The organism is Sphingobium wenxiniae, from assembly GCF_007830065.1.
Lineage (GTDB): Bacteria > Pseudomonadota > Alphaproteobacteria > Sphingomonadales > Sphingomonadaceae > Sphingobium > Sphingobium wenxiniae.
Genome location: NZ_VLKK01000005.1, coordinates 55,242 through 75,823 on the forward strand (window position 1 = coordinate 55,242; position 20,582 = coordinate 75,823).

Consider the following 20,582-nt stretch of genomic DNA (forward strand, 5'->3'; position numbering starts at 1 on the left):
TTCGCGGGGATGACGGGACTATTGAGATGACCAGCGCCAAACTCGTTTCCCTGATGGCTCGCGGCACTGATTTCCTGGGCTGCGAAACGGCGATCCTGTGCGGGGCGATGAGCTGGGTGTCCGAACGCCATCTCGTCTCGGCCATTTCCAATGCGGGCGGTTTCGGCGTGATCGCCTGCGGCGCGATGACGCCCGACCTGCTCGATACGGAAATCGCGGCGACCAAAGCGCTGACGGACAAGCCCTTCGGCGTCAATCTCATCACCATGCATCCCCAGCTTTTCGAGCTGATCGAGGTCTGTTCGAAGCATGATGTGGGGCATGTCGTGCTGGCTGGCGGCCTGCCGCCCAAGGGTAGCATCGCGGCGATCAAGGCCAGAGGCGCGAAGCTGCTCTGCTTTGCTCCCGCGCTTAGCCTGGCGAAGAAGCTCGCGCGGTCGGGCGTCGACGCGCTCATCATCGAGGGGATGGAGGCGGGCGGCCATATCGGTCCCGTCGCGACCAGCGTGCTGGCGCAGGAGATATTGCCGGAAATGTCGCCCCAGCTTCCCGTCTTCGTCGCGGGGGGCATCGGCCGGGGCGAAGCGATCGCGGGCTATCTGGAAATGGGGGCGGCGGGCGTGCAGCTTGGCACCCGCTTCGCCTGCGCCGCCGAAAGCATCGCCCATCCCGCGTTCAAGAAGGCGTTCTTCCGCGCGTCGGCCCGCGACGCCATCGCCAGCGTCCAGATCGACCCGCGCCTGCCGGTCATCCCCGTCCGCGCGCTCAAGAATATGGGCACCGAAGCTTTCACCGCCAAGCAGCGCGAAGTCGCCAACCTGCTGGACAGCGGCGCGGTCGACATGAACGAGGCGCAGTTGCAGATCGAGCATTATTGGGCGGGGGCGCTCCGCCGCGCGGTGATCGACGGCGATGTGGAGGGCGGATCGCTGATGGCGGGCCAGTCCGTCGGCATGGTGAGCAAGGAAGAGCCGGTCGCCGAGATCATCGCCCAACTGATGGCCGAAGCCGCGTCCGCGCTCGAACGCCGCGCGGCCTGAGAGCACCGGGATCGGATGGCGGTTTTGGGTGGATTCCCGCCACGGAGGTTGGATGGCCGCAACTGGCCGAAACCGGCTGTCGCACGACTTTGAGCTTGCGGCGCCCGTCATCGCCAAGCCGAAACCCGGCGAACCGAATCCCTTTCTGGACGAAGCGAGTCCGGTGCAGTCGTCAGGAACCCCCGCTTTTGGCATGAGTTTCTGCTGTCCGGATAATATATGGAAAAAGGGGATACAGGTGCCGCCGCGTACCGCATTTCGTCGCTTCCGTTCAGTGGCGTCCATAACGACGCTCGCGCTGATCGCGGGTTGCTCCACGCCGAAGAAGGAGGTCGTGGCCCCGCCGCCGGTCATTGAAACCATAAGGCCCGTTCCGCCCATGGGCGCAGTGGAGGGCATGAGCGTTCCGGATGTCGGCGCGGACGGGAAGCGGCTGACGCCCAATCGCGGCGTCACGTCGAACACGGCACTGTGGCATGTCCGCATGGCGCTGAACGTCGCCGCGCTGTCCTGTCATGAAGCGGGCGATCTGGCGCGGCTGCAATATAATCAGATGCTGCATGTCCATAAGGCGGTCCTGGGCGCGGCGAACGCCGCCGTCGACCGGAACTACCAGTTCGAATATGGCAGTACCGGGATCGCCCGGCGCGAACAGCTCAACACCGTCGTCTATAATTTCTTCTCGCTGCCGCCGGTGCAGCCGACCTTCTGCAAGGCTGCCATAGAGGTCGGGGCGAAGATGCTGTCGATGCCTTCCGCTTCGCTGCTGGCCTATGCGCCCGAAGCGCTGACGGCATTGGAAAAGCCGTTCCAGGATTTCTACGACGCCTATGCCGACTATCTGCGGCGGCTGGCCGAATGGCAGGCCCGCTTCGGCGCGAGCGTGACGGTGGTCGTGTCCCCCACGCCGTTGCCGCCCCCGCCAGTGCCGCCGGGCGAAGCGCCGCCTCCGGGCTTCAGGCCGAGCCTGCCCGCAGCGCCGCAGTCCGCGCCAGTGATGCAACCCGCTCCAGCGCCGCCTGTCGCGACGCCGCCTGTGCCCGTCGTGCCGACGCTGCCGCCCGCGCAGCGCTGACCTTGCCTGTCGGGAGCGCGCCAACTATCTGGGCGGCAAGCGAGGCCACGTCCTCCCCCGCCTGATGCGGGCATAAGTCCGGGACGGCCCGGCTCTCTTTGCGAAAGGGGGCCGCATGGCCTGGATCTATCTGATTATCGCCGGTCTGCTGGAAATCGTGTGGGCATTCGCGATGAAGCAGTCGCAGGGCTTTTCACGCCTGACGCCCACGATCGTCACCCTGGTCGCGATGATCGGCAGCTTCGCGCTGCTTTCATTGTCGATGCGGAGCCTGCCGCTGGGCACGGCCTATACGATCTGGACCGGCATCGGCGCGGTCGGCGCGTTTCTGGCCGGCGTCGTCTTCCTGGGGGAGGGAGCCTCAGCGATGCGCTTGCTGGCCGCCGCGCTGATCCTTGGCGGTCTGCTGCTCATGAAGCTGTCGTCTCCGGCATGACCGTGGAGGGCGCCTTGGGAGGCAGGGGGAACAGCCGCACGAAGCGTTCGGCCAGCGCCCGGTCGCCCTCGACCGTCAGCGCTCCCGCCACATCCTCGAACCGCGCTCCGCCATAGACGATGGCGGCGAGCGCATTCTGGTCGCCCGAAAAGATCGCGTCCGCGCCATCCGCCTCGCCCCGGCCGACGGTGAAATCGCCATCCCTTAACGTCGCGCGGAACGTCTCCTCGCCAAAGCGCATCCCGATGGTGGCGTCCATGTCGCCGATCCGGCTGCGGTCGATCATCGTGCGCATCGACAGGATCACCGACACATTGCTCATAGGCTGGCCTGGCTGCATCGTGGGGGAGCGACAGGCCCAGCGGCCCAGCACCTGGAACAATATTTCCGACTCGCGGCCCCAGTCGGTCAGCTCGTAAATCTGGCTGGCGGCGGGCGGGGGCAGGCGGCGGCGGATCAATATGCTGGCCGCCTCCAGCTCCTCCAGCCGCTGCGTCAGCACATTGGCGCTGATTCCGGGCAGGCTGGCGCGCAGATCGGTAAAGCGCTTCGGCCCCAGCATCAATTCCCGCATGATGGGCATGGCCCAGCGATCCCCGATGATGTCGAGCGCATGGGCAACCGCGCATCCATCCAGATAGGCTCGTTTCTTCACGTTTGAGAGTCCATAGTTATCTTTTATAACTTAATTATTGCATAAAATAAGTGATTGGTGCACAAAGTTCAAGTCGGCGATTCGCCCGCTCCAATCCAATCCGATGCGATGCCGGACCAGATAATCCCAAGGAGATGTGTGATGTCGAATGCCCCTGCTCCGAAGATGATTTTCGTGAACCTGCCTGTGAAGGATCTGCCTGCCTCGATAGCCTTTTATGAGGCGGTCGGCGCGGTGCGGAACAATGATTTCGCCGATGACAGCGCGCAGATGATAAGCTTTTCCGACACGATCCACGCCATGCTGCTGACGCATGAGCGGTTCAGCGGCTTCACCCCGCGCCGGATTCCCGATGCCCATGAAACCGCGCAGGTGCTGCTGGCGCTTAGCGAAGTGGGTCGTGCGGATGTCGACGCGACCGTGGAAAAGGCGCTGGCGGCGGGCGGGACGGAGCCTAATCCCAAACAGGATCATGGTTTCATGTATGGCCGCAATTTCGCGGATCTCGATGGCCATATCTGGGAAGTGATGTGGATGGATGTGGAGGCGGCTTTGACCGCCGGACAGGGGGAGCCTGCGGCTGCCTGAAAATCCGGACCGGGACATTAGGAGAGCGATCATGAGCTATATGGACGGTTTCGTGGTGCCTGTGCCCAAGGGCAAGAAGCAGGCTTACAAGGAGGCGGCGGCCTATGCCGCGCCGATCTTCATCGAACATGGCGCGATCCGCGTGGTCGAATGCTGGGGCGATGACATCAAGGAAGGGAAGATCAACGATTTCCGCACCTGCGTCATCGCGGAGGAGGACGAGGAAGTCGTCTTTTCCTGGATCGAATGGCCTTCAAAGGACGTTCGCGACGCGGGCATGGCCAAGGTGATGGCCGATGAACGCATGAAGCCGCAGGAAGGGCAGGACATGCCCTTTTCCGGCGCGCGGATGGTTTACGGCGGCTTTTCGGTGCTGCTGGACGAGCGCGCCTGAACGGCCGGCAATCAGGGAGACGGACGATGACCGATCTGACTGGCAAATTCTTCTGGTATGAACTGATGACCAGCGATCCGCAGGCGGCCCTTGCCTTTTACGGCGACGTGGTTGGGTGGAGCGCGCAGGCGTTCGAAGGCGGCGATCACAGCTATCATGTGATTTCGGGCAGCGCCGGGCCGCTGGGCGGGATCATGGCGATCCCGGCGGAGGCCGGGGCGTGCGGCATGAGTCCCTGGTGGGGCGGTTATATCGGGTCGGCGGACGTCGATGCCGATGTGAAACGCCTTTCCGCAGCGGGCGCCAGGGTGCAACGCGCGCCGGAAGATATTCCGGGCGTGGGACGCTTTGCGGTGATGGGCGATCCGGGCGGCGCGACCTTCCTGCTGCTCAACGGCTCCAGCTCCGAAGGGATGGACGCCGCTTCGCCCATGGCGAAGGGCCATGTCGGCTGGCATGAACTCTATTCCGGCGATTTCGACGCAGACCTTGCCTTTTACATATCGCAATTCGGTTGGGGGAAAGGCGACGCCATGGATATGGGGGAGATGGGCAGCTACCAGCTTTTTTCCCTGAGCGGCGGCACGGATTTCAACAGCATGTCGGGCGGCATGATGAAGAAGCCCGCCGAAATGCCGCAGCCGCTCTGGCTGTTCTATTTCGTGGTGGGCGACATCGATGCGGCGGTGGACAAGGTGAAAGCGGGCGGCGGGACCGTGCTCAACGGCCCGATGGAGGTGCCCGGCGGCGCATGGATCATCCAGGCGACCGACCCGCAGGGCGCGATGTTCGCGCTGGTCGGCATGCGCTCAAGCTGAAGGAGAGGCGTCATGTCGAAGATTTCCCCCTGCCTGTGGTTCGACGGACAGGCCGAGGAGGCGGCGCGCTTCTACGTTTCCGTTTTTGGCGGATCGGTGGACGGCGTCAGCACCTATCCGCCTGGCACGTCTTCTCCGTCCCCGTTCAAGGAGGGGGATGTGCTGGTGGCGGAGTTCACCCTGTTCGGTCAGAGCTACCAGGCGCTGAACGGGGGCCCGCATTTCGCCTTCAACGAAGCGGTGTCGCTGTCTGTATCCTGCAAGGATCAGGCGGAAGTGGACCGCTGGCATGACGCGCTGACAGCCGACGGCGGGGAGCCGGGGCCGTGCGGCTGGCTCAAGGACAAATATGGCCTGTCATGGCAGATAGTGCCCGAAGAGATACTCGCCCTGCAAAAGAGCGGCGACGCGCAGGCGGTCGGCCGGATGATGAGCGCGCTCATGACCATGGGAAAGCTGGATATCGCCGCGCTGAAAGCGGCTTTCGAGGGGGAACCAGTATGAGCGGCACGGAATTTGAGTTGTCGGTGACGCGCCATATCGACGCGCCTCGCGAGATCGCATGGAAAGTGTGGACCGACCTCAAGGACGAATGGTTCTGCCCCAAGCCCTGGCGGGCCGAGGTGATCGAGGAGGATCTGCGCCCCGGCGGCCGCAGCGCAGTCCGCATGTATGGTCCCGATGGCGAGGACACGGGTCCGATGGAGGGCATTTTCCTGGAGGTGGTGCCGCGTGAGCGCGTCGTTTCCACCGACGCCTATGCCGTTGGCTGGGTGCCGCAGCCTCCCTTCATGACCGCGGTGTGGAGCTTCGCCGATGAAGGGGAGGGCACGCGCTTCACCGCAGCAGCGCGCCATTGGGACGCGGAAACGCTTGAAAAGCATCTGGAAATGGGCTTCGACCCCGGCTGGGACCAGATGGCGGATCAGTTCAAGGCGCTTTGTGAAACGTCCGCCGCCAGCGCCTGACGAGACGGCGGGTCGGCGGCGGCTGCGGGCTTTATCGGTTTCGATACGAAATCGCATTGGACGCGGCCTGTTGATCTGATAGCGCATGGACATGCCCAGCACGCCAGCCGCCGCCGCCCGCCTGATCCTCACCAGCTTGCAGGAGGTCATGGCGGCGCGAACGAGCGCGCAGGCCAAGCTCAACAAGGTGGTCGACATCATCGGCCAGTCGCTGTCGAGCGAAGTGTGCTCCATCTACCTCGTGCGTGAAGGCGTGCTCGAACTCTTCGCCACGCGCGGCCTTAAGCAGGAAGCGGTCCATGTCACCCGCATGGCGATGGGGGAGGGGCTGGTCGGCCTGATCGCCACCAATGTCGAAACGCTGAACCTGGATGAGGCGGCGTCGCATCCCGATTATGCCTATCGCCCCGAAACGGGCGAGGAATTGTTCCACAGCTTCGCGGGTGTGCCCATCGTCCGGCGGGAGCGGGCCATCGGCGTGCTCTGCGTGCAGCATGTCGAGCCGCGCCGTTATGAAGAAGTGGAGATAGAGGCGCTCCAGACCGTCGCCATGGTGCTGGCCGAACTGATCGCCAATGCCGAACTGGCCGATGACGGCCCCGTCGACCAGCGCGAGCAGGAAACCGGCACCGTCGTCCTCCATGGCCTGCAACTGGTGATGGGCATGGCGCGCGGCCATGCGGTCTTCCATCAGCCCCGCGTCCATATCGAACACACTGTCGCGGAGGATGTGGAGGCGGAGCGCCAGCGCCTCCTCTCCGCCTTCGCGAAGATGCGCGAGCAGGTCGACCGCATGACCGGATCGATCGATTTCGGCATGGAGGGCGAGCATCAGGAGGTTCTCGAAACCTACAAGATGTTCGCCTATGACGAAGGCTGGATCCGCCGCATCAACGAAGCCATTGACAGCGGCCTGACCGCCGAAGCCGCTATCGAACGGGTGCAGCAGCGCACGCGGATGCGGATGCGCCAGATCGACGATCCGTTGTTGCAGGACCGGATGCACGATCTGGAGGATCTGTCCAACCGCCTGCTGCGCACCGTGTCGGGGCAGCTTGGCACGGCGGCGCAGCTTGGCTTGCGGCAGGACGCGATCCTGATCGCCCGCAACCTTGGCCCCGCCGAGCTGCTGGAATATGACCGGCGGCGGCTCAAAGGCGTGATCCTGGAGGAAGGATCGCTGACCGCCCATGTCACCATCGTCGCGCGCGCCATGGGCGTGCCGGTGCTGGGCCGCGTGCGCGACATTCGGCACCAGGTGAACGAAGGCGACCTGCTCCTTATGGATGTAGGCGCCAATTCGCTGCTCATCCGCCCGACCGCCGACATGGACGAGGCGTTCGAGAACAAGCTGCACATCACGCAGAAGCGCCGCGCCGAATTTGCCGCCATGCGCGATCTGCCGTCCGTCACGCAGGACGGGGCGCGGATCGAGCTGATGGTCAATGCGGGTTTGCGCGATGACGCGCAGGCGCTCGACGTCGTGGGCGCGGACGGCATCGGCCTGTTTCGCACCGAATTTCAGTTCCTGGTGTCCTCCACCCTGCCGCAGCGGGAAAAGCAGCAGCGGCTCTACAAGGACGTTCTGGACGCGGCGGGCGACCGGCCCGTCATCTTTCGCACCGTCGATATCGGCGGCGACAAGGCGCTGCCCTACATGCAGCGCGAGAATGAGGAGTTGGAGGACAATCCGGCGATGGGCTGGCGCGCCCTGCGGCTGGCGCTGGACCGCGATGCGCTGATGAAGGCGCAGGCCCGCGCCCTGCTGGAGGCGGCGGCGGGCAAGGTGCTGCACATCATGTTCCCGATGGTGTCGGAACCCTGGGAATATGAGGAAGCCCGCGCCCTGGTGGAACATCAGCGCGAATGGCTGGTGAAGCAGCGCAAGAAGGTGCCGATCGCGGTCAAATATGGCGCCATGCTGGAAGTGCCCGCGCTGGCCGAGGTGCTGGACATTCTGTTGCCGCGCGTCGATTTCCTGTCCATCGGCACCAATGACCTGACGCAGTTCCTGTTCGCGGCGGATCGCGCGCATCCGCGTCTTGCGGAGCGTTACGACTGGCTCAGCATCGCCATCGTTCGCTTCCTCGACCGGGTCGTGCGCGCCTGCGAAGCGCATAAGGTGCCGGTCGGCGTGTGCGGCGAAATGGGCGGTCGAACGCTGGAGGCGATGGCCCTGATCGGCCTGGGCGTGCGGCGATTGTCGATCACCCCGGCCTCGGTCGGGCCGGTGAAAGCGATGATCCGGTCCGTAGACGTCACGGCTTTGCAGGTGTTCATGCGCGACATGCTGGATGGCCGCGTCGTCGATATCCGGGGCAGCCTCAGCCAATGGGCGGCGGACAAGGGCGTCGAACTGAGTTGAAGCATATTTCCCGGCGTTGACAATCCCCGTCCCACAATGAGACAAGGCGACCCATCCCAGGGGTCGCGGAGCAACATGGCAGAAGAACCGGAAATCGAAACCGGCGCGGTCGACGCGCAGGATAGCCAGCCCTCCACCCCCGGCGCCAGGCTGCGCGCCGCGCGGGAAGCGCGGGGGCTTTCGATCCAGGATGTGGCGACCCGTACGCGAATCGCGCAGCGCCAGCTCGAAGCCATTGAAAAGGATGATTATACCGCACTGCCCGGCATCCCCTATGCCGTGGGTTTCGCGCGCGCCTATGCCCGCGCGGTGGACATGGACGAGGTGGCGATCGCCGCCGAGGTGCGCGATGCCGTCCATAATTCCGAACTGGGCGCAAACCGCTATGAAGTGTTCGAACCGGCCGATCCGGCCCGTGTGCCGTCCCGCGCGCTGGCATGGACGGCGGCCGCCATCGCCATCGTCGTGATTGCCGGCTTCGCGCTCTGGCGTTCGCAGTTGCTGACGCCGCCCACGACCGAGGAAATCGCCCAGCAGAAGGACGCCGCGCCAACGGCGCAGCAGCGCCCTGCCAACGCCGCGCCCGTTTCTCCCGCCAATCAGCCGGTGGTCTTCACGGCGAACGACGATGTCTGGCTGCGCATCTATGACGAAGCGGGTGAGCGTTTGAAGGACGGGCTGATGAAGAAGGGTGAGAGCTTCACCCTGCCTGCCAACGCCCGCAATCCGATGATCCTGACGGGACGGCCGCAGGCGCTGGATGTCACGGTGGGCGGAAAGCCCGTTCCGCCGCTGGGCGCCGCCGACCGCACCATCGCCGATGTGCCGGTCGGGGCGGAGGCGCTGCTGTCGCGCGCCACGCCCGCCGGTCAGGCAGTGTCGCCATCGGCAGCTGCGCCCGCACAGCGTCCGGCTGCGGCTTTACCCTCCGGGGACGGGAGCGCTGCCGCCGCATCGCCTGCCGCGCCGCCGGCGGAAGGAGCGCCCGCCAACTAGCCGGGGGGGGCCGGTTGCGGGATGAAAGTCGCGCTTTACGGCGCAGAATATCGCCTTATGGTTAAGGCGAAGGATTCAGTCGGGGATAATCATGCGTCACGCCTTTCTTGCGCCCTCCGCAATGGCTTTGGGGGTGTCGGCTTCTTTGCTGTTCGCCATGCCGGCCGTCGGCCAGACAGTGCCGCTCGACACGCGGGTCGACCGGATCGAAAAGGAATTGCGCGCCGTGCAGCGCAAGGTCTTTCCCGCCGGCACGCCGGTGGAGCCGGAAATCACGCGGCCTGCCACCACCACGCCCCCGCCCGGAAGCCCATCCTCCGCCCCGATCGCGGATCTGACCGCGCGAGTGGGCGCGCTGGAATCGCAGCTTGCTTCGATTACGGGGCAGGTCGAGGAGAACAGCTACAAGCTCAAACAGCTTGAGGACGCCTTCAACAAATATAAGGCGGAGCAGGGCAGCGCCGTTGTATCCTCCACCCCTCCGGCAGTCAGGCCCACCGCGTCCGCACCCTCGACCGGTGCGGCGCCCTCTCCCCGGACCGCCGCACCGGCTGAGGCGAACGATGCGCGCAAGACGGCGGTCGCAGCCATCGAACGGCCCGATACGGGAGATTCGGCGGGCGATGCCTATACTTATGGTTTCCGCCTGTGGGACGCCAAATTCTATCCCGAAGCGCAGACGCAGCTGAAGGCCACGGTGGAGAAATATGGCGACAGTTCCGTCGGCAGCCGCGCGCAGAACCTGCTGGGCCGCGCCTATCTGGACGACGGCAAGCCAGCGCTCGCGTCGGTCGCCTTCTACGAAAACTACCAGAAGCGCCCACGCGGCGAGCGCGCGCCCGACAGCCTCACCTATCTGGGCGAAGCGCTGATCCAGCTCAAGAAGCCCGCCGACGCCTGCAAGGTCTATGCGGAACTGGAGCAGGTCTATGGCGCGAGCCTGTCGGCGGGCCTGCGCGGCATGATGGAAAAGGGCCGCGTCAGGGCCAAATGTAGCTGACCGGCATGAAGGAAACGGCCGCGCTGGAGGCGCATCTGCGCGATGCGGTCGAAGGGCTGGCCGGGGATGGAGCCGGGCAGGCGCGTTTTGGAATCGCGGTGTCGGGCGGGCCGGACAGCATGGCGCTGCTCTTCCTTGCCGTCCGCGCCTTTCCGGGCCGGGTGGAGGCCGCGACCGTCGATCATGGCCTTCGGCCGGAATCGGCGGCGGAGGCGCGCATGGTCGCTGCATGGTGCGCCGCCCACGGCATCGCCCATGCCGTCCTGCATCCCGCCGCCCCGCGCACCGGCAATCTGCACGATTGGGCGCGCGCTAAGCGCTATGCGCGGCTGGAGGCGTGGCGCGAGGAGCGCGGGCTGGACTGGATCTTCACCGCGCATCATGCCGACGACCAGCTCGAAACCATGCTCATGCGCCTTAACCGTGGCGCGGGCGTCAGCGGCCTCGCGGGGATCAGGCCGCGCGCCGGGCATGTGCTGCGTCCGCTGCTCGCTGTCAGGAAGGCGCGGCTTCAGGCGCTCGCAGACATAGAAGCGCTGCCGCATGTGCAGGACCCTTCCAACGCCGATCCCCGCTTCGACCGTTCCGTCCTGCGAAGCGCTCTGGCGGATGCGGACTGGCTGGACCCCCAGGCGGCGGTGCGCAGCGCATCGGCCCTGGCGGAGGTCGAGCAGGCGCTGCAATGGACCGTCGACCGACTGGCGGCGCGCCATCTGCGGAGGGAAGGGGAAGGCTGGCGTCTGGATCGCACCGACTTCCCCCGCGAATTGCAGCGCCGCCTGCTGCTTACCATGTGGGCGCTGGCCACGGGAAGCGCGCGCCCGCCCAGAGGCGACTCGGTGGATCGCGCCATTGCCATGGCCGCAATGGGCAAAAAGGCGAGTCTGGGCGGCTGGCTGCTCGTCGGCGGCTCTGGATGGTCCCTCCTTCCGGCGCCGCCGCGCCGATAGGGGAACAAAGTTCCACGGATCGGCGCGTCTCTTCCACGCTCTGTCGCTTTGGTGCGGTGCAACGATCTTTTCTTAACGGCCGCCATGGTTAATCCCGCCGACTTCACGAGGAGGATTATCGGGACATGATGGAGTTCGCGGCGCTGACCTACGGCTTATTGGCCAGCGTCATCCTTTCGGCGGCGCAACGCAACCGGAAATTGGCGCGTCCTCATCCGCCGCTGCTGCTTTACCTGGGCTACCTGCTCTGCGGCGTGTCGGCGGGCATCGTGCTGGTGCTGGCCTATGTCGCGCTCACCCTGTTCGCGGGAGGCTGACGCGCGGGAGGCTTTGCGGCTTCCTTTTCCGATCCGCTTGCGATTTTGCCCGCGCGCCCTATCTTGCGAAGGGAAAGTGAGTATCGATGAACGACGATAAAGACCCGCAGGGCAATCCCTGGATCAAGAGCGCCATGATTTGGGCGGGGGTGATCATCGCCCTGCTGCTTTTCGTCTCCATGTTCGATAGCCGCACGGCATCGACCGCGGGCACCGGCATCGCCTATTCCGAATTCCGCTCCAAGGTGCAGGAAGGGCAGGTCAAGGATGTCGCCATCGCACCCGACCGCATATCCGGCACCCTGTCGAGCGGGCAACGGTTCAATACCGTCCCCGTCAACGATCCGGGCCTTACCGGCCTGCTGGACGACTATAATGTCAAATATTCCGGCCAGCCGGAGGAACAGCCCAGTTTCTGGCTGATCCTCGTCTATCAGTCGCTGCCGTTCCTGCTGATCCTGGGGATAGCCTTCTTCGTGCTGCGCCAGATGCAGAAAGGCGGCGGTGCGGGCGGCGCGATGGGTTTTGGCAAGTCGAAGGCCAAGCTGCTCACCGAAAAACATGGCAAGGTGACGTTCGATGACGTCGCGGGCATCGACGAAGCGCGTGAGGAATTGCAGGAAATCGTCGAATTCCTGAAAGACCCCACCAAGTTCGCGCGTCTGGGAGGCAAGATTCCCAAGGGCGCGCTGCTGGTCGGATCGCCCGGCACCGGCAAGACGCTGCTGGCCCGCGCCATCGCGGGGGAGGCGGGTGTGCCCTTCTTCACTATCTCGGGCTCGGACTTCGTGGAGATGTTCGTCGGCGTCGGCGCCAGCCGCGTGCGCGACATGTTCGAGCAAGCGAAGAAGAACGCGCCCTGCATCGTCTTCATCGACGAGATCGACGCGGTCGGCCGTCATCGCGGCGCGGGCCTCGGCAACGGCAATGACGAGCGTGAGCAGACGCTGAACCAGCTTCTGGTCGAAATGGACGGCTTCGAATCGAACGAGGGCATCATCATCGTCGCGGCGACCAACCGTCCCGACGTGCTCGACCCCGCGCTGCTGCGTCCAGGCCGTTTCGACCGGCAGGTCGTGGTGCCGCGCCCCGACATCGAAGGCCGCGAGAAGATTCTCGCTGTCCACATGAAGAAGGTGCCGCTGGCTCCTGACGTCAACCCCCGCGTCATCGCGCGCGGCACGCCGGGCTTTTCCGGCGCGGACCTCGCCAACCTCGTCAACGAAGCCGCGCTGATGGCGGCGCGCCGGGGCAAGCGCCTCGTCGCCATGGACGAGTTCGAGGCGGCGAAGGACAAGGTCATGATGGGCAGCGAACGCCGCTCCATGGTCATGACCGAGGACGAGAAGAAGATGACCGCCTATCATGAGGCGGGCCATGCCATCGTCGCGGTCCATGAACCGGCGTCCGATCCGATCCACAAGGCGACGATCATCCCGCGCGGCCGCGCGCTGGGCATGGTGATGCGCCTGCCGGAGCGGGACAGCTACAGCTATCACCGCGACAAGATGCACGCGAACATGGCCGTCGCCATGGGCGGCCGCGTCGCCGAAGAGATCATCTTCGGCTATGATAAGGTGTCGTCGGGCGCTTCGGGCGATATCCAATATGCCACCAAACTCGCGCGTGACATGGTCACGCAATGGGGCATGTCCGACAAGCTGGGGCCGCTGCAATATGAAGAGCAGCAGGGCGAAACCTTCCTCGGTTATTCGCAGAGCCAGCGCGTCCATATGTCGGACGAGACGGCCAAGCTGATCGACAAGGAAATCCGCGGGTTGGTCGAGCAGGGCTATGCCCGGGCGCAGGAGGTGCTGCAAACCCATGAGGATCAGCTGCACCTGCTCGCCAATGCGATGCTGGAATATGAGACGCTCTCCGGCGAGGAGATCAAGACATTGCTCGACAAGGGCGAGATCACCCGTGACGATGGCACGACGATCAAGCCGTCGGCCATTCCGGCGGCAGGCTCCTCCATTCCCAAGACGCGCAAGCGCAAGGGGCCGTTCGGCGATCCGTCTCCCGTCGGGGTGTGACGTTCGGCGGATTGATGAAAGAAAGGCGCGGTTTTCCGCGCCTTTCTTCTTGCGATTGTGCGGGTGCGGATCGACGGTCGTGGGACATCCGTTTTCGGCTATTTTTCGCCATTCGACCTCGTCATCCCAGCAAAAGCTGAAACCTCTCTTTCTTAGGGTACGGCTAAACCTAAGTGAGATCCCAGCTTTCACTGGGATGACGGAAGAAAGGGCCTACGCAACGTCCGCTCCCCACCCTCATACACATGGCGTCCTACGGCACCGCCAACATCCTTGCCGCAGTGCGCAATAAAATATGCATCAGGGGACTGGTCGTTTCGGGGGGAAATGGTTACATGGGCCGCCACGATTCCCCAGAGGGGCCAGCCGCCGGTCCCGCAGCAGAAAGTGGCAGTTCACATGGATATCCGCCTTGGCCTCACCTTCGACGACGTGCTCCTTCAGCCCGGCGAATCCGACGTGTTGCCCAGCCAGGCCGATACGAGTACGCAGGTCACTCGGGAAATAAGGCTCAACATCCCGATCCTGTCCTCCGCCATGGACACGGTAACGGAAGCGGACATGGCGATCGTCATGGCGCAGCTTGGCGGGATTGGCGTGCTGCACCGCAACCTCTCGATCGAGGAGCAGGCAGCGGCGGTCCGCGCGGTCAAGCGCTTCGAAAGCGGCATGGTGGTCAATCCCATCACCATCACGCCTAACGCCACGCTGGCCGACGCGCAGATGCTGATGGAGCGCCACAAGATCAGCGGCATCCCCGTGGTGGAGGCTTCGGGCAAGCTGGTCGGCATCCTCACCCACCGCGACACCCGTTTCGCGGAAAATCCCGCCCAGCCGGTCAGCGAACTGATGACTCGCGAAAATCTCGCCACCGTAAAGGCTGGCGTCGGTCAGGACGAGGCGATGCGGCTGTTGCACCAGCGCCGCATCGAAAAGCTGCTGGTGGTGGACGATGCCTATCGTTGCGTGGGCCTCATCACTGTCAAGGATATCGAAAAGGCTGTCACCTATCCGCAGGCGACCAAGGACGCATCCGGCCGCTTGCGCGTGGCCGCCGCGACCACCGTGGGCGACAAGGGACTGGAACGCACCGAGGCCCTGATCGACGCGGAATGCGATCTGATCGTCATCGACACTGCCCACGGCCACAGCAAACAGGTCGCGGTCGCCGTGGAGGCGGTCAAGAAAATGTCCAACCATGTTCAAGTCGTCGCGGGCAATGTCGCCACCGCCGAAGCCACCCGCGCTCTGATCGGTGCAGGCGCGGACTGCGTGAAGGTCGGCATCGGCCCCGGCTCCATCTGCACCACGCGCGTCGTCGCGGGTGTGGGCGTGCCGCAGCTCACCGCCATCATGGACTCCGCCGAAGCCGCCGCGAAGCATGGCGTGCCGGTCATCGCCGACGGCGGCCTTCGCACATCCGGCGACGTGGCGAAGGCGTTGGCGGCGGGCGCGGGCTGCGTCATGGTGGGATCGCTGCTGGCCGGAACGGCCGAAGCACCGGGCGAAACCTTCCTTTATCAGGGCCGCGCCTATAAGAGCTATCGCGGCATGGGCAGTGTCGGCGCGATGGCCCGCGGCAGCGCGGATCGCTATTTCCAGGCGGATATCAAGGACCAGATGAAGCTGGTGCCCGAAGGTATTGAGGGCCAGGTGCCGTTCAAAGGCCCGGCCAAGGATGTGATCCACCAGCTCGTAGGCGGCGTGAAGGCGGCGATGGGCTATACCGGCAGCCGCACGATCAAGGATCTGCAAGAGCGCGCGCGCTTCGTTCAGATCACCAATGCGGGCCTGTCCGAAAGTCACGTGCATGATGTGACGATCACGCGGGAAGCCCCCAATTACCCGACGCGCTAGACCCATATAATTCCCCTCCCTTCAGGAGAGGGGGCAGGGGAAGGCGGCGAGCATAGCGAGCCTCCCCGGCCCCTCCCGCTGGCGGGAGGAGGGAGATTCGCATGACTCCAGCCGCCCGCATTCAGGCCGCCATCGAACTGCTCGATGCCATCATCGCCTCCGCGCGCGACGGCGGCCCGGCGGCGGACACGCTCATCGCCCGCTATTTCAAGGAACGTCGCTATGCCGGATCGCGCGATCGGCGGGCGGTGCGCGACCATGTCTATGATGCGATCCGCCGCGCCGCCGACCGCCCGGACAGCGGCCGCGCCGCCATGGTGGGGCTGGCCCGCGAGCGTCCCGAACTCGCGGCGCTCTTCGACGCGTCCGCCCATGGTCCAGCGCCCATCGCTGGAGAGGAACCGGGTGCGCAGGCGGGCACGGTTCCCGGCTGGATCGCGCCCTTGCTGGCCTCGCCGGTGGAGCAGGCTGTGCTGCTGGGCCGCGCCCCCGTCGACCTGCGCGTCAACCGTCTCAAGGGTGCGATGGAAGATGCCCTGCCGCTCCTGCCCGATGCGAAGCCGGTCCCCGGCGCGCCTGACGCACTGCGCCTGCCCGAAGGCGCGCCTGTCGAAAAGAGTGATGCGTGGCAGCGGGGCCTGGTCGAAGTGCAGGACGCTGGAAGCCAACTCATAGCCGCCGCCTGCGAAGCCCGGCCCGGACAGACCGTCATTGACCTGTGCGCCGGCGCGGGCGGCAAGACGCTGGCGCTGGCCGCCGCCATGGACGGCAAGGGCGCGCTGATCGCCGCCGACACCATCCGCACCCGCCTCGCCCGTCTGTCCCCGCGCGCCGAGCGGGCTGGAGCGGGTTTCATCCAGACGCTGCTTCTCGATCAGGGGCATGAACGGCGCGGGCTTGAAAGCCTGCATGGCCGGGCCGATGCCGTGCTGGTCGATGCGCCCTGTTCCGGGACGGGCACATGGCGGCGCAATCCGGAGGCGCGCTGGCGGCTGACGGAGGCGCGGCTCGACCGGCTCGTCCGGGAACAGGCCCGCATCCTCGACTTCGCCGCGCCGCTGCTGGCGCCTGGCGGCGTGCTGGTCTATGCCACCTGTGCGCTGACGGACAGGGAGGGGCGGGATCAGGTGGATGCTTTCTTGCGGCGGCACGGCGGTTGGAGCGTCGACATGCTGAGCCTGCCGCTTGGCCGGGCGCATGGCGCGGGCTGGCTGCTGACGCCGGGGCATGACGGGACGGACGGCTTCTATTTCGCCCGACTGCGTCGGCCCGCATGAAAGAGTCCATGGACAAGCGCCCGCAAAATCGCGAGACTTGGCCGGAATCAACGCCTGAAACATGGCTGGAGACTGTGATGCGTTTTACCCCTGCTTCGATCGCCCTTGCCGCCGTGCTGACGACGGTGTCCAGCGCGGGTCTGACGCAGCGCCCCGATGCCCAGATCGACCCGCGCTCGATCGAATGGCAACATGCGGGCGAGGCCGCGCGCAAGTCGGGCAATCTGGAGGGTGCGAACGATGCGCTGGAAAGCGCGCTCGCCATCGATCCGCGCAACCGCGCCGCTTATATCGAACTGGCCGTGGTGGCGCGGGCGCAAGGCCTTCAGGGCAAGGCCATCCGCCTTTATAATGAAGCGCTGCTGCTGGACCCGGCGGATGTGGGCGCGCTGGTGGGGCAGGGCGAAGCGATGGTAGAGAAGGGAGCCATCGCCAAGGCGAAGGACAATCTGGCGCAGGCGCAGAAATTATGCCGCGCCGATTGCGGGGGCGTGGGCCAGCTTGCCGCCGCGATCGAAAAGGGACCGCCCCCCACGGTGCTGAGCGTCAAGGAAGAGATAACCGCGCCAAAGGCCGCGCCGACCGAAACGCCCTGATCCTTTCCTGAAAAAATATGCAACCCGCTTGGCATGGGCGGCGGCTTGCCCTATGGGCGGCGTCGTCCGGGACGTTTCGGCGTCCCGGGCATGATCGCGCTGGTGCCCCACGGGGCTTAAAAGGGAACGCGGTGCGGAGGGTTCGCCCTCTTATTCCGCGGCTGTCCCTGCAACTGTAAGCGGTGAGCGCGATGCGTAGAAGGTCCTTTTCAGCCACGAGGGGGTGGGAAGGGACCGGCCACTGGACGCAAGTCCGGGAAGGCTGACGCATCGCTGCTGTGACCCGCGAGCCAGGAGACCTGCCTGCGTCTGGTCGCTCTTGCCCCGGTCCAGGGATAGGCCATGGCACGGTTTTCCGTCTGAGCGACGCTGCCAAGCGGCCGGGGCCGCATCGGTGCGCGTGGCGGGAAGGGGCGTTGGCCTGCCGCGCATACCGGCCGCGCAGGCGGAGTCCCTGGCCCTGAAAGTCGTAAATACGCTCAGGGAAGAAACGGAAAATGTTGAAATCGGGATTGTCGCTCGTGGCGCTGTTGGCGGCCATGCCTGCGTTGGCGCAGGATGACGACATTGTGGTCACCGCATCGGGCATCGAACAATCGCGGGACGAGGTGGGGCAGGCGATCAGCGTGATCGACGCCGACACCATCCGCACGCGGCAGGCGGTCGCCGTGACCGATCTGCTGATGACGACGCCGGGGGTCCGGTTCAACAGCAACGGCACTGCGGGTTCCTTGACCGGGATATCCTTGCGCGGTGCGGAAACGTCGCAGACGCTGGTGCTGATCGACGGCGTCAAGGTGAACGATCCCAGCAGCGATGCCGACCGTTTCGACTTCGGCAACCTGCTGGTCGGCAACATCCGCCGGATCGAAGTGCTGCGCGGCTCCAACTCGGTCGTCTATGGCAGCCAGGCGATAGGCGGCGTGGTCAACATCATGACGGGCGCTCCGGCAGGAGGCTATGCCGCCAATGCGTCGGTCGATTATGGCTATAGTGACACGTTGAACGCAAAGGCCGATATTTCCGGCAGCAGCGGTATCGCTTCGGGCGGCATCGGCGTCGCCTATTTCAACACGGACGGCATTTCCTCCGCAGGTCGTTCCGTCGGCGGCGTGGAAAAGGACGGTTACAAGAACATCGTCACCAATGCGAAGCTGAAACTCAACTTCACCGAGACGCTCAGCCTCGACCTGCGTGGTTATTACATCCATGCCGATCTGGATATCGACGGTTTTCCGCCGCCGACATATGGGCTTGCCGATACGCTGGAAGTATCGAAGTCCGATCAATATGTGGGCTATGCGGGCGTCAATCTCGCCCTGTTCGATGGAAAGCTGACGAACAGGGTGGCCGTGACGTGGTTCCGCCATGATCGCGATCACTATATGGCGCGCGGCGAAGATGCCGATTACGGCTTTACGGGCAAGAACCTGCGCTTCGAATATGAAGGCGTCTACGCGCCGGTGGATCAGGCGAAGATCCTGTTCGGCTATGAGCATGAGCGGCCGGACTATGATTATTACGACGCCTTCGGCACGACGCGCGCGAAGATCAATACCGACAGCGTCTATGCGCTCGCCATCGTGCAGCCGGCGGCCGGGCTTTCGCTCACGGGTGGCGTGCGCCATGACGATCACAGCCAGTTCGGCGGCGCGACGACCTTTGGCGCCAACGCTAACTATTCGCCCAACCACGGCGCTACCAATATCCGCCTGAGCTATGGCGAAGGATTCCGGGCGCCATCCCTCTATCAGCTTTACGATAGCTGGTCGGGCAATGCGAACCTGCGTCCCGAACGGTCGAAAAGCTATGATATCGGCTTCGACCAGAGCCTGGACGACGGCCGCGCGACCCTGTCGATCACGGCTTTCCAGCGCGATACGCGCAGCCAGATCAATTATGACTTCACGACCTCCACCTACAACAATCTGGACCGTACCCGCGCCAAGGGCGTGGAAGCGAGCGTGACGCTGAAGCCGGTGGATGCCTTGATTGTCACTGGCTCCTACAGCTATATCGACGCGAAGGACCGCTCGCCCGGCAGCTTGTATCAAGGCAATCGCTTGGCGCGCCGGGCTGCCGACGCGGTCAGCGTTTCGGCGGACTATGTCTGGCCCTTCGGCCTCAGCACTGGCGCGACCGTGACGATGGTGGGCGACAGCTTTGACGATCCGGCCAATACGCGCCGTCTCGATGGCTATGCGATCATCGGCCTGCGCGCCTCCTTCCCGATCGGCGAGCATCTGGAAATCTATGGCCGGATCGACAATCTTTCGGATCAGGAATACGCCACGGCCTATGGTTATGGGGTCTATGGCCGGTCGGCCTATGGCGGCGTGCGTGTCCGCTTCTGATCGTGCGGCAAAGGGGCGGGCGTGAACGTCCGCCCCCTAGCGGCGGCGTGGCGCGGCGTTGATCTGCGCCACGATGCTGTGCGCGGCCAGCCCATAGGCGGGGCCGCCGCACACCGTCCACGCCTGCGGCACGCGGATGCGCGGAATATCCTTCAGGATCGGATGGTGCAGCATCTCCGTCCCCTGATCGACCACCTGCTCGCTGCCGCTTTCGACGATCAGCCAATCGGGGCGCGCGGCGATCATCTCCTCCAGCGGAATCTGCGCCAGGGCAGGCTTCCCCAGCTTCGCGGCAAGGTTGGTGAGGCCCGCGCGCCGCATCAGGTCATCGACCAGCGTGCCGGTGCCGGTCATATAGCCGCGCCGCTGATAATAGGCGGCGACGCCTCCGCGATTCGGCCTGGGCAGGGCGGCAAGATCGCGATTCATGCGCGCGATCAGCGCCTCGCCGCGTTCGGGATGGCCCACGGCCTTTGCCACCTGCCGGATTTGAGCCGTCACCATGGAATAGCTGTCGGCGATCGAAAGCCCCAGCGTCCGCCACTGGCCCGGCGGCGCGCCCGCGACGGCGCCGTCCCCCATGGGAAAGCCCAGCAGCAGGTCCGGCCCGATCGCCGTCACCTCTTCGGAGGGACGGCGCAGGCTGCGGAAGGGACGCGCCTGCCGCGCCGCCGCCGACAATTCCGCATTATGCGCATTGCTGCTGAGAGCGGCGATCTGGCCCGGATCGGCGAGCGCCAGCACATATTGATCGGTGCAGACGTTGAGCGACACGATCCTGCGCGGCGTGCCCGGAGCAGGGGCCGCGCCGATCAGGCCAAGCGCCGCGACGGTTCCCAGGAGTTTCATCCGATCCATAT

At 65.1% G+C, this 20,582-nt stretch carries 20 protein-coding genes and 1 riboswitch; of the genes, 18 read left to right on the forward strand and 2 right to left on the reverse strand.

The window, feature by feature from the left end; translation table 11 throughout:
• Window positions 1-26 precede the first annotated feature (26 nt).
• The 3 genes from IQ35_RS08325 (at window position 27) to sugE (ending at window position 2,551) form a co-directional block, all read left to right on the forward strand.
• The gene (locus IQ35_RS08325) at window positions 27-1,040 is read left to right on the forward strand and encodes an NAD(P)H-dependent flavin oxidoreductase (RefSeq protein WP_145072621.1); all 1,014 of its coding nucleotides are present in this window, start codon (window positions 27-29) and stop codon (window positions 1,038-1,040) included.
• 52 nt (window positions 1,041-1,092) lie between these two features.
• Window positions 1,093-2,115, forward strand: a complete 1,023-nt coding sequence (locus IQ35_RS08330) for a hypothetical protein (RefSeq protein WP_242003307.1) — start codon at window positions 1,093-1,095, stop codon at window positions 2,113-2,115.
• A 115-nt stretch (window positions 2,116-2,230) separates the two neighbouring features.
• Window positions 2,231-2,551 carry a quaternary ammonium compound efflux SMR transporter SugE gene (gene sugE / locus IQ35_RS08335; RefSeq protein ID WP_021244271.1) on the forward strand — a complete coding sequence of 107 codons (321 nt, stop codon included), beginning with the start codon at window positions 2,231-2,233 and terminating at the stop codon, window positions 2,549-2,551.
• On the opposite strand, the gene IQ35_RS08340 is transcribed toward sugE, so the two are convergent.
• On the reverse strand, window positions 2,526-3,206 hold the full coding sequence (locus IQ35_RS08340) for a winged helix-turn-helix transcriptional regulator (RefSeq protein WP_021244272.1): 681 nt from the start codon (window positions 3,204-3,206) through the stop codon (window positions 2,526-2,528). The genes sugE and IQ35_RS08340 overlap by 26 nt on opposite strands.
• A 141-nt stretch (window positions 3,207-3,347) precedes the next feature.
• Here IQ35_RS08340 and IQ35_RS08345 point away from each other — a divergent pair, with 141 nt between their 5' ends.
• From IQ35_RS08345 to IQ35_RS08415, 15 genes are all read left to right on the forward strand, one after another.
• The gene (locus tag IQ35_RS08345; RefSeq protein ID WP_021244273.1) at window positions 3,348-3,794 is read left to right on the forward strand and encodes a VOC family protein; all 447 of its coding nucleotides are present in this window, start codon (window positions 3,348-3,350) and stop codon (window positions 3,792-3,794) included.
• 31 nt (window positions 3,795-3,825) lie between these two features.
• Window positions 3,826-4,188 (forward strand): DUF1428 domain-containing protein, encoded by a 363-nt coding sequence (locus tag IQ35_RS08350; RefSeq protein WP_021244274.1) that lies wholly within the window; start codon window positions 3,826-3,828, stop codon window positions 4,186-4,188.
• Window positions 4,189-4,214: 26 nt separating this feature from the next.
• A complete protein-coding gene (locus tag IQ35_RS08355) occupies window positions 4,215-5,006 on the forward strand; it encodes a VOC family protein (protein WP_145072623.1) in 792 nt (263 codons plus the stop codon).
• 12 nt (window positions 5,007-5,018) lie between these two features.
• Window positions 5,019-5,510, forward strand: a complete 492-nt coding sequence (locus tag IQ35_RS08360; protein ID WP_145072626.1) for a VOC family protein — start codon at window positions 5,019-5,021, stop codon at window positions 5,508-5,510.
• Window positions 5,507-5,974: an SRPBCC domain-containing protein gene (locus IQ35_RS08365; RefSeq protein ID WP_145072628.1), complete on the forward strand. Its 468-nt coding sequence runs from the start codon at window positions 5,507-5,509 to the stop codon at window positions 5,972-5,974. Before IQ35_RS08360 ends, IQ35_RS08365 begins: the two co-directional genes overlap by 4 nt.
• A gap of 91 nt (window positions 5,975-6,065) precedes the next feature.
• Entirely contained in the window at window positions 6,066-8,339 is a 2,274-nt protein-coding gene (ptsP, locus tag IQ35_RS08370; RefSeq protein ID WP_031290793.1) for a phosphoenolpyruvate--protein phosphotransferase, read from the forward strand.
• 75 nt (window positions 8,340-8,414) lie between these two features.
• A complete protein-coding gene (locus tag IQ35_RS08375) occupies window positions 8,415-9,335 on the forward strand; it encodes a helix-turn-helix domain-containing protein (protein WP_145072630.1) in 921 nt (306 codons plus the stop codon).
• 91 nt (window positions 9,336-9,426) lie between these two features.
• Window positions 9,427-10,335 carry a hypothetical protein gene (locus IQ35_RS08380; RefSeq protein ID WP_021244279.1) on the forward strand — a complete coding sequence of 303 codons (909 nt, stop codon included), beginning with the start codon at window positions 9,427-9,429 and terminating at the stop codon, window positions 10,333-10,335.
• 5 nt (window positions 10,336-10,340) lie between these two features.
• The gene (gene tilS, locus IQ35_RS08385; RefSeq protein ID WP_145072632.1) at window positions 10,341-11,285 is read left to right on the forward strand and encodes a tRNA lysidine(34) synthetase TilS; all 945 of its coding nucleotides are present in this window, start codon (window positions 10,341-10,343) and stop codon (window positions 11,283-11,285) included.
• 125 nt (window positions 11,286-11,410) lie between these two features.
• A complete protein-coding gene (locus IQ35_RS08390) occupies window positions 11,411-11,602 on the forward strand; it encodes a hypothetical protein (RefSeq protein WP_145072634.1) in 192 nt (63 codons plus the stop codon).
• Between the two features lie 86 nt (window positions 11,603-11,688).
• A complete protein-coding gene (gene ftsH, locus IQ35_RS08395; protein WP_021244282.1) occupies window positions 11,689-13,638 on the forward strand; it encodes an ATP-dependent zinc metalloprotease FtsH in 1,950 nt (649 codons plus the stop codon).
• Window positions 13,639-14,037: 399 nt separating this feature from the next.
• Window positions 14,038-15,495 carry an IMP dehydrogenase gene (gene guaB, locus IQ35_RS08400; protein WP_021244283.1) on the forward strand — a complete coding sequence of 486 codons (1,458 nt, stop codon included), beginning with the start codon at window positions 14,038-14,040 and terminating at the stop codon, window positions 15,493-15,495.
• A 101-nt stretch (window positions 15,496-15,596) separates the two neighbouring features.
• On the forward strand, window positions 15,597-16,772 hold the full coding sequence (locus tag IQ35_RS08405) for an RsmB/NOP family class I SAM-dependent RNA methyltransferase (RefSeq protein WP_145072636.1): 1,176 nt from the start codon (window positions 15,597-15,599) through the stop codon (window positions 16,770-16,772).
• A gap of 77 nt (window positions 16,773-16,849) precedes the next feature.
• Entirely contained in the window at window positions 16,850-17,368 is a 519-nt protein-coding gene (locus tag IQ35_RS08410) for a tetratricopeptide repeat protein (RefSeq protein ID WP_145072638.1), read from the forward strand.
• 83 nt (window positions 17,369-17,451) lie between these two features.
• Window positions 17,452-17,689: riboswitch (cobalamin riboswitch) on the forward strand.
• A gap of 176 nt (window positions 17,690-17,865) precedes the next feature.
• On the forward strand, window positions 17,866-19,722 hold the full coding sequence (locus tag IQ35_RS08415; protein WP_145072640.1) for a TonB-dependent receptor plug domain-containing protein: 1,857 nt from the start codon (window positions 17,866-17,868) through the stop codon (window positions 19,720-19,722).
• Window positions 19,723-19,758: 36 nt separating this feature from the next.
• Here the strand turns inward: IQ35_RS08415 and IQ35_RS08420 are convergent, their stop codons facing one another.
• A complete protein-coding gene (locus tag IQ35_RS08420; RefSeq protein ID WP_376699476.1) occupies window positions 19,759-20,571 on the reverse strand; it encodes an ABC transporter substrate-binding protein in 813 nt (270 codons plus the stop codon).
• Window positions 20,572-20,582 lie beyond the last annotated feature (11 nt).

What these genes read in the sequence shown, in the direction of transcription:
- IQ35_RS08325 (WP_145072621.1), top strand. Translation starts at nt 27, where the DNA reads ATGACCAGCGCCAAACTCGTTTCCCTGATGGCTCGCGGCACTGATTTC.
- IQ35_RS08330 (WP_242003307.1), top strand. Translation starts at nt 1,093, where the DNA reads ATGGCCGCAACTGGCCGAAACCGGCTGTCGCACGACTTTGAGCTTGCG.
- sugE (WP_021244271.1), top strand. Translation starts at nt 2,231, where the DNA reads ATGGCCTGGATCTATCTGATTATCGCCGGTCTGCTGGAAATCGTGTGG.
- IQ35_RS08345 (WP_021244273.1), top strand. Translation starts at nt 3,348, where the DNA reads ATGTCGAATGCCCCTGCTCCGAAGATGATTTTCGTGAACCTGCCTGTG.
- IQ35_RS08350 (WP_021244274.1), top strand. Translation starts at nt 3,826, where the DNA reads ATGAGCTATATGGACGGTTTCGTGGTGCCTGTGCCCAAGGGCAAGAAG.
- IQ35_RS08355 (WP_145072623.1), top strand. Translation starts at nt 4,215, where the DNA reads ATGACCGATCTGACTGGCAAATTCTTCTGGTATGAACTGATGACCAGC.
- IQ35_RS08360 (WP_145072626.1), top strand. Translation starts at nt 5,019, where the DNA reads ATGTCGAAGATTTCCCCCTGCCTGTGGTTCGACGGACAGGCCGAGGAG.
- IQ35_RS08365 (WP_145072628.1), top strand. Translation starts at nt 5,507, where the DNA reads ATGAGCGGCACGGAATTTGAGTTGTCGGTGACGCGCCATATCGACGCG.
- ptsP (WP_031290793.1), top strand. Translation starts at nt 6,066, where the DNA reads ATGCCCAGCACGCCAGCCGCCGCCGCCCGCCTGATCCTCACCAGCTTG.
- IQ35_RS08375 (WP_145072630.1), top strand. Translation starts at nt 8,415, where the DNA reads ATGGCAGAAGAACCGGAAATCGAAACCGGCGCGGTCGACGCGCAGGAT.
- IQ35_RS08380 (WP_021244279.1), top strand. Translation starts at nt 9,427, where the DNA reads ATGCGTCACGCCTTTCTTGCGCCCTCCGCAATGGCTTTGGGGGTGTCG.
- tilS (WP_145072632.1), top strand. Translation starts at nt 10,341, where the DNA reads ATGAAGGAAACGGCCGCGCTGGAGGCGCATCTGCGCGATGCGGTCGAA.
- IQ35_RS08390 (WP_145072634.1), top strand. Translation starts at nt 11,411, where the DNA reads ATGATGGAGTTCGCGGCGCTGACCTACGGCTTATTGGCCAGCGTCATC.
- ftsH (WP_021244282.1), top strand. Translation starts at nt 11,689, where the DNA reads ATGAACGACGATAAAGACCCGCAGGGCAATCCCTGGATCAAGAGCGCC.
- guaB (WP_021244283.1), top strand. Translation starts at nt 14,038, where the DNA reads ATGGATATCCGCCTTGGCCTCACCTTCGACGACGTGCTCCTTCAGCCC.
- IQ35_RS08405 (WP_145072636.1), top strand. Translation starts at nt 15,597, where the DNA reads ATGACTCCAGCCGCCCGCATTCAGGCCGCCATCGAACTGCTCGATGCC.
- IQ35_RS08410 (WP_145072638.1), top strand. Translation starts at nt 16,850, where the DNA reads ATGCGTTTTACCCCTGCTTCGATCGCCCTTGCCGCCGTGCTGACGACG.
- IQ35_RS08415 (WP_145072640.1), top strand. Translation starts at nt 17,866, where the DNA reads ATGTTGAAATCGGGATTGTCGCTCGTGGCGCTGTTGGCGGCCATGCCT.
- IQ35_RS08420 (WP_376699476.1), bottom strand. Translation starts at nt 20,571, where the DNA reads ATGAAACTCCTGGGAACCGTCGCGGCGCTTGGCCTGATCGGCGCGGCC.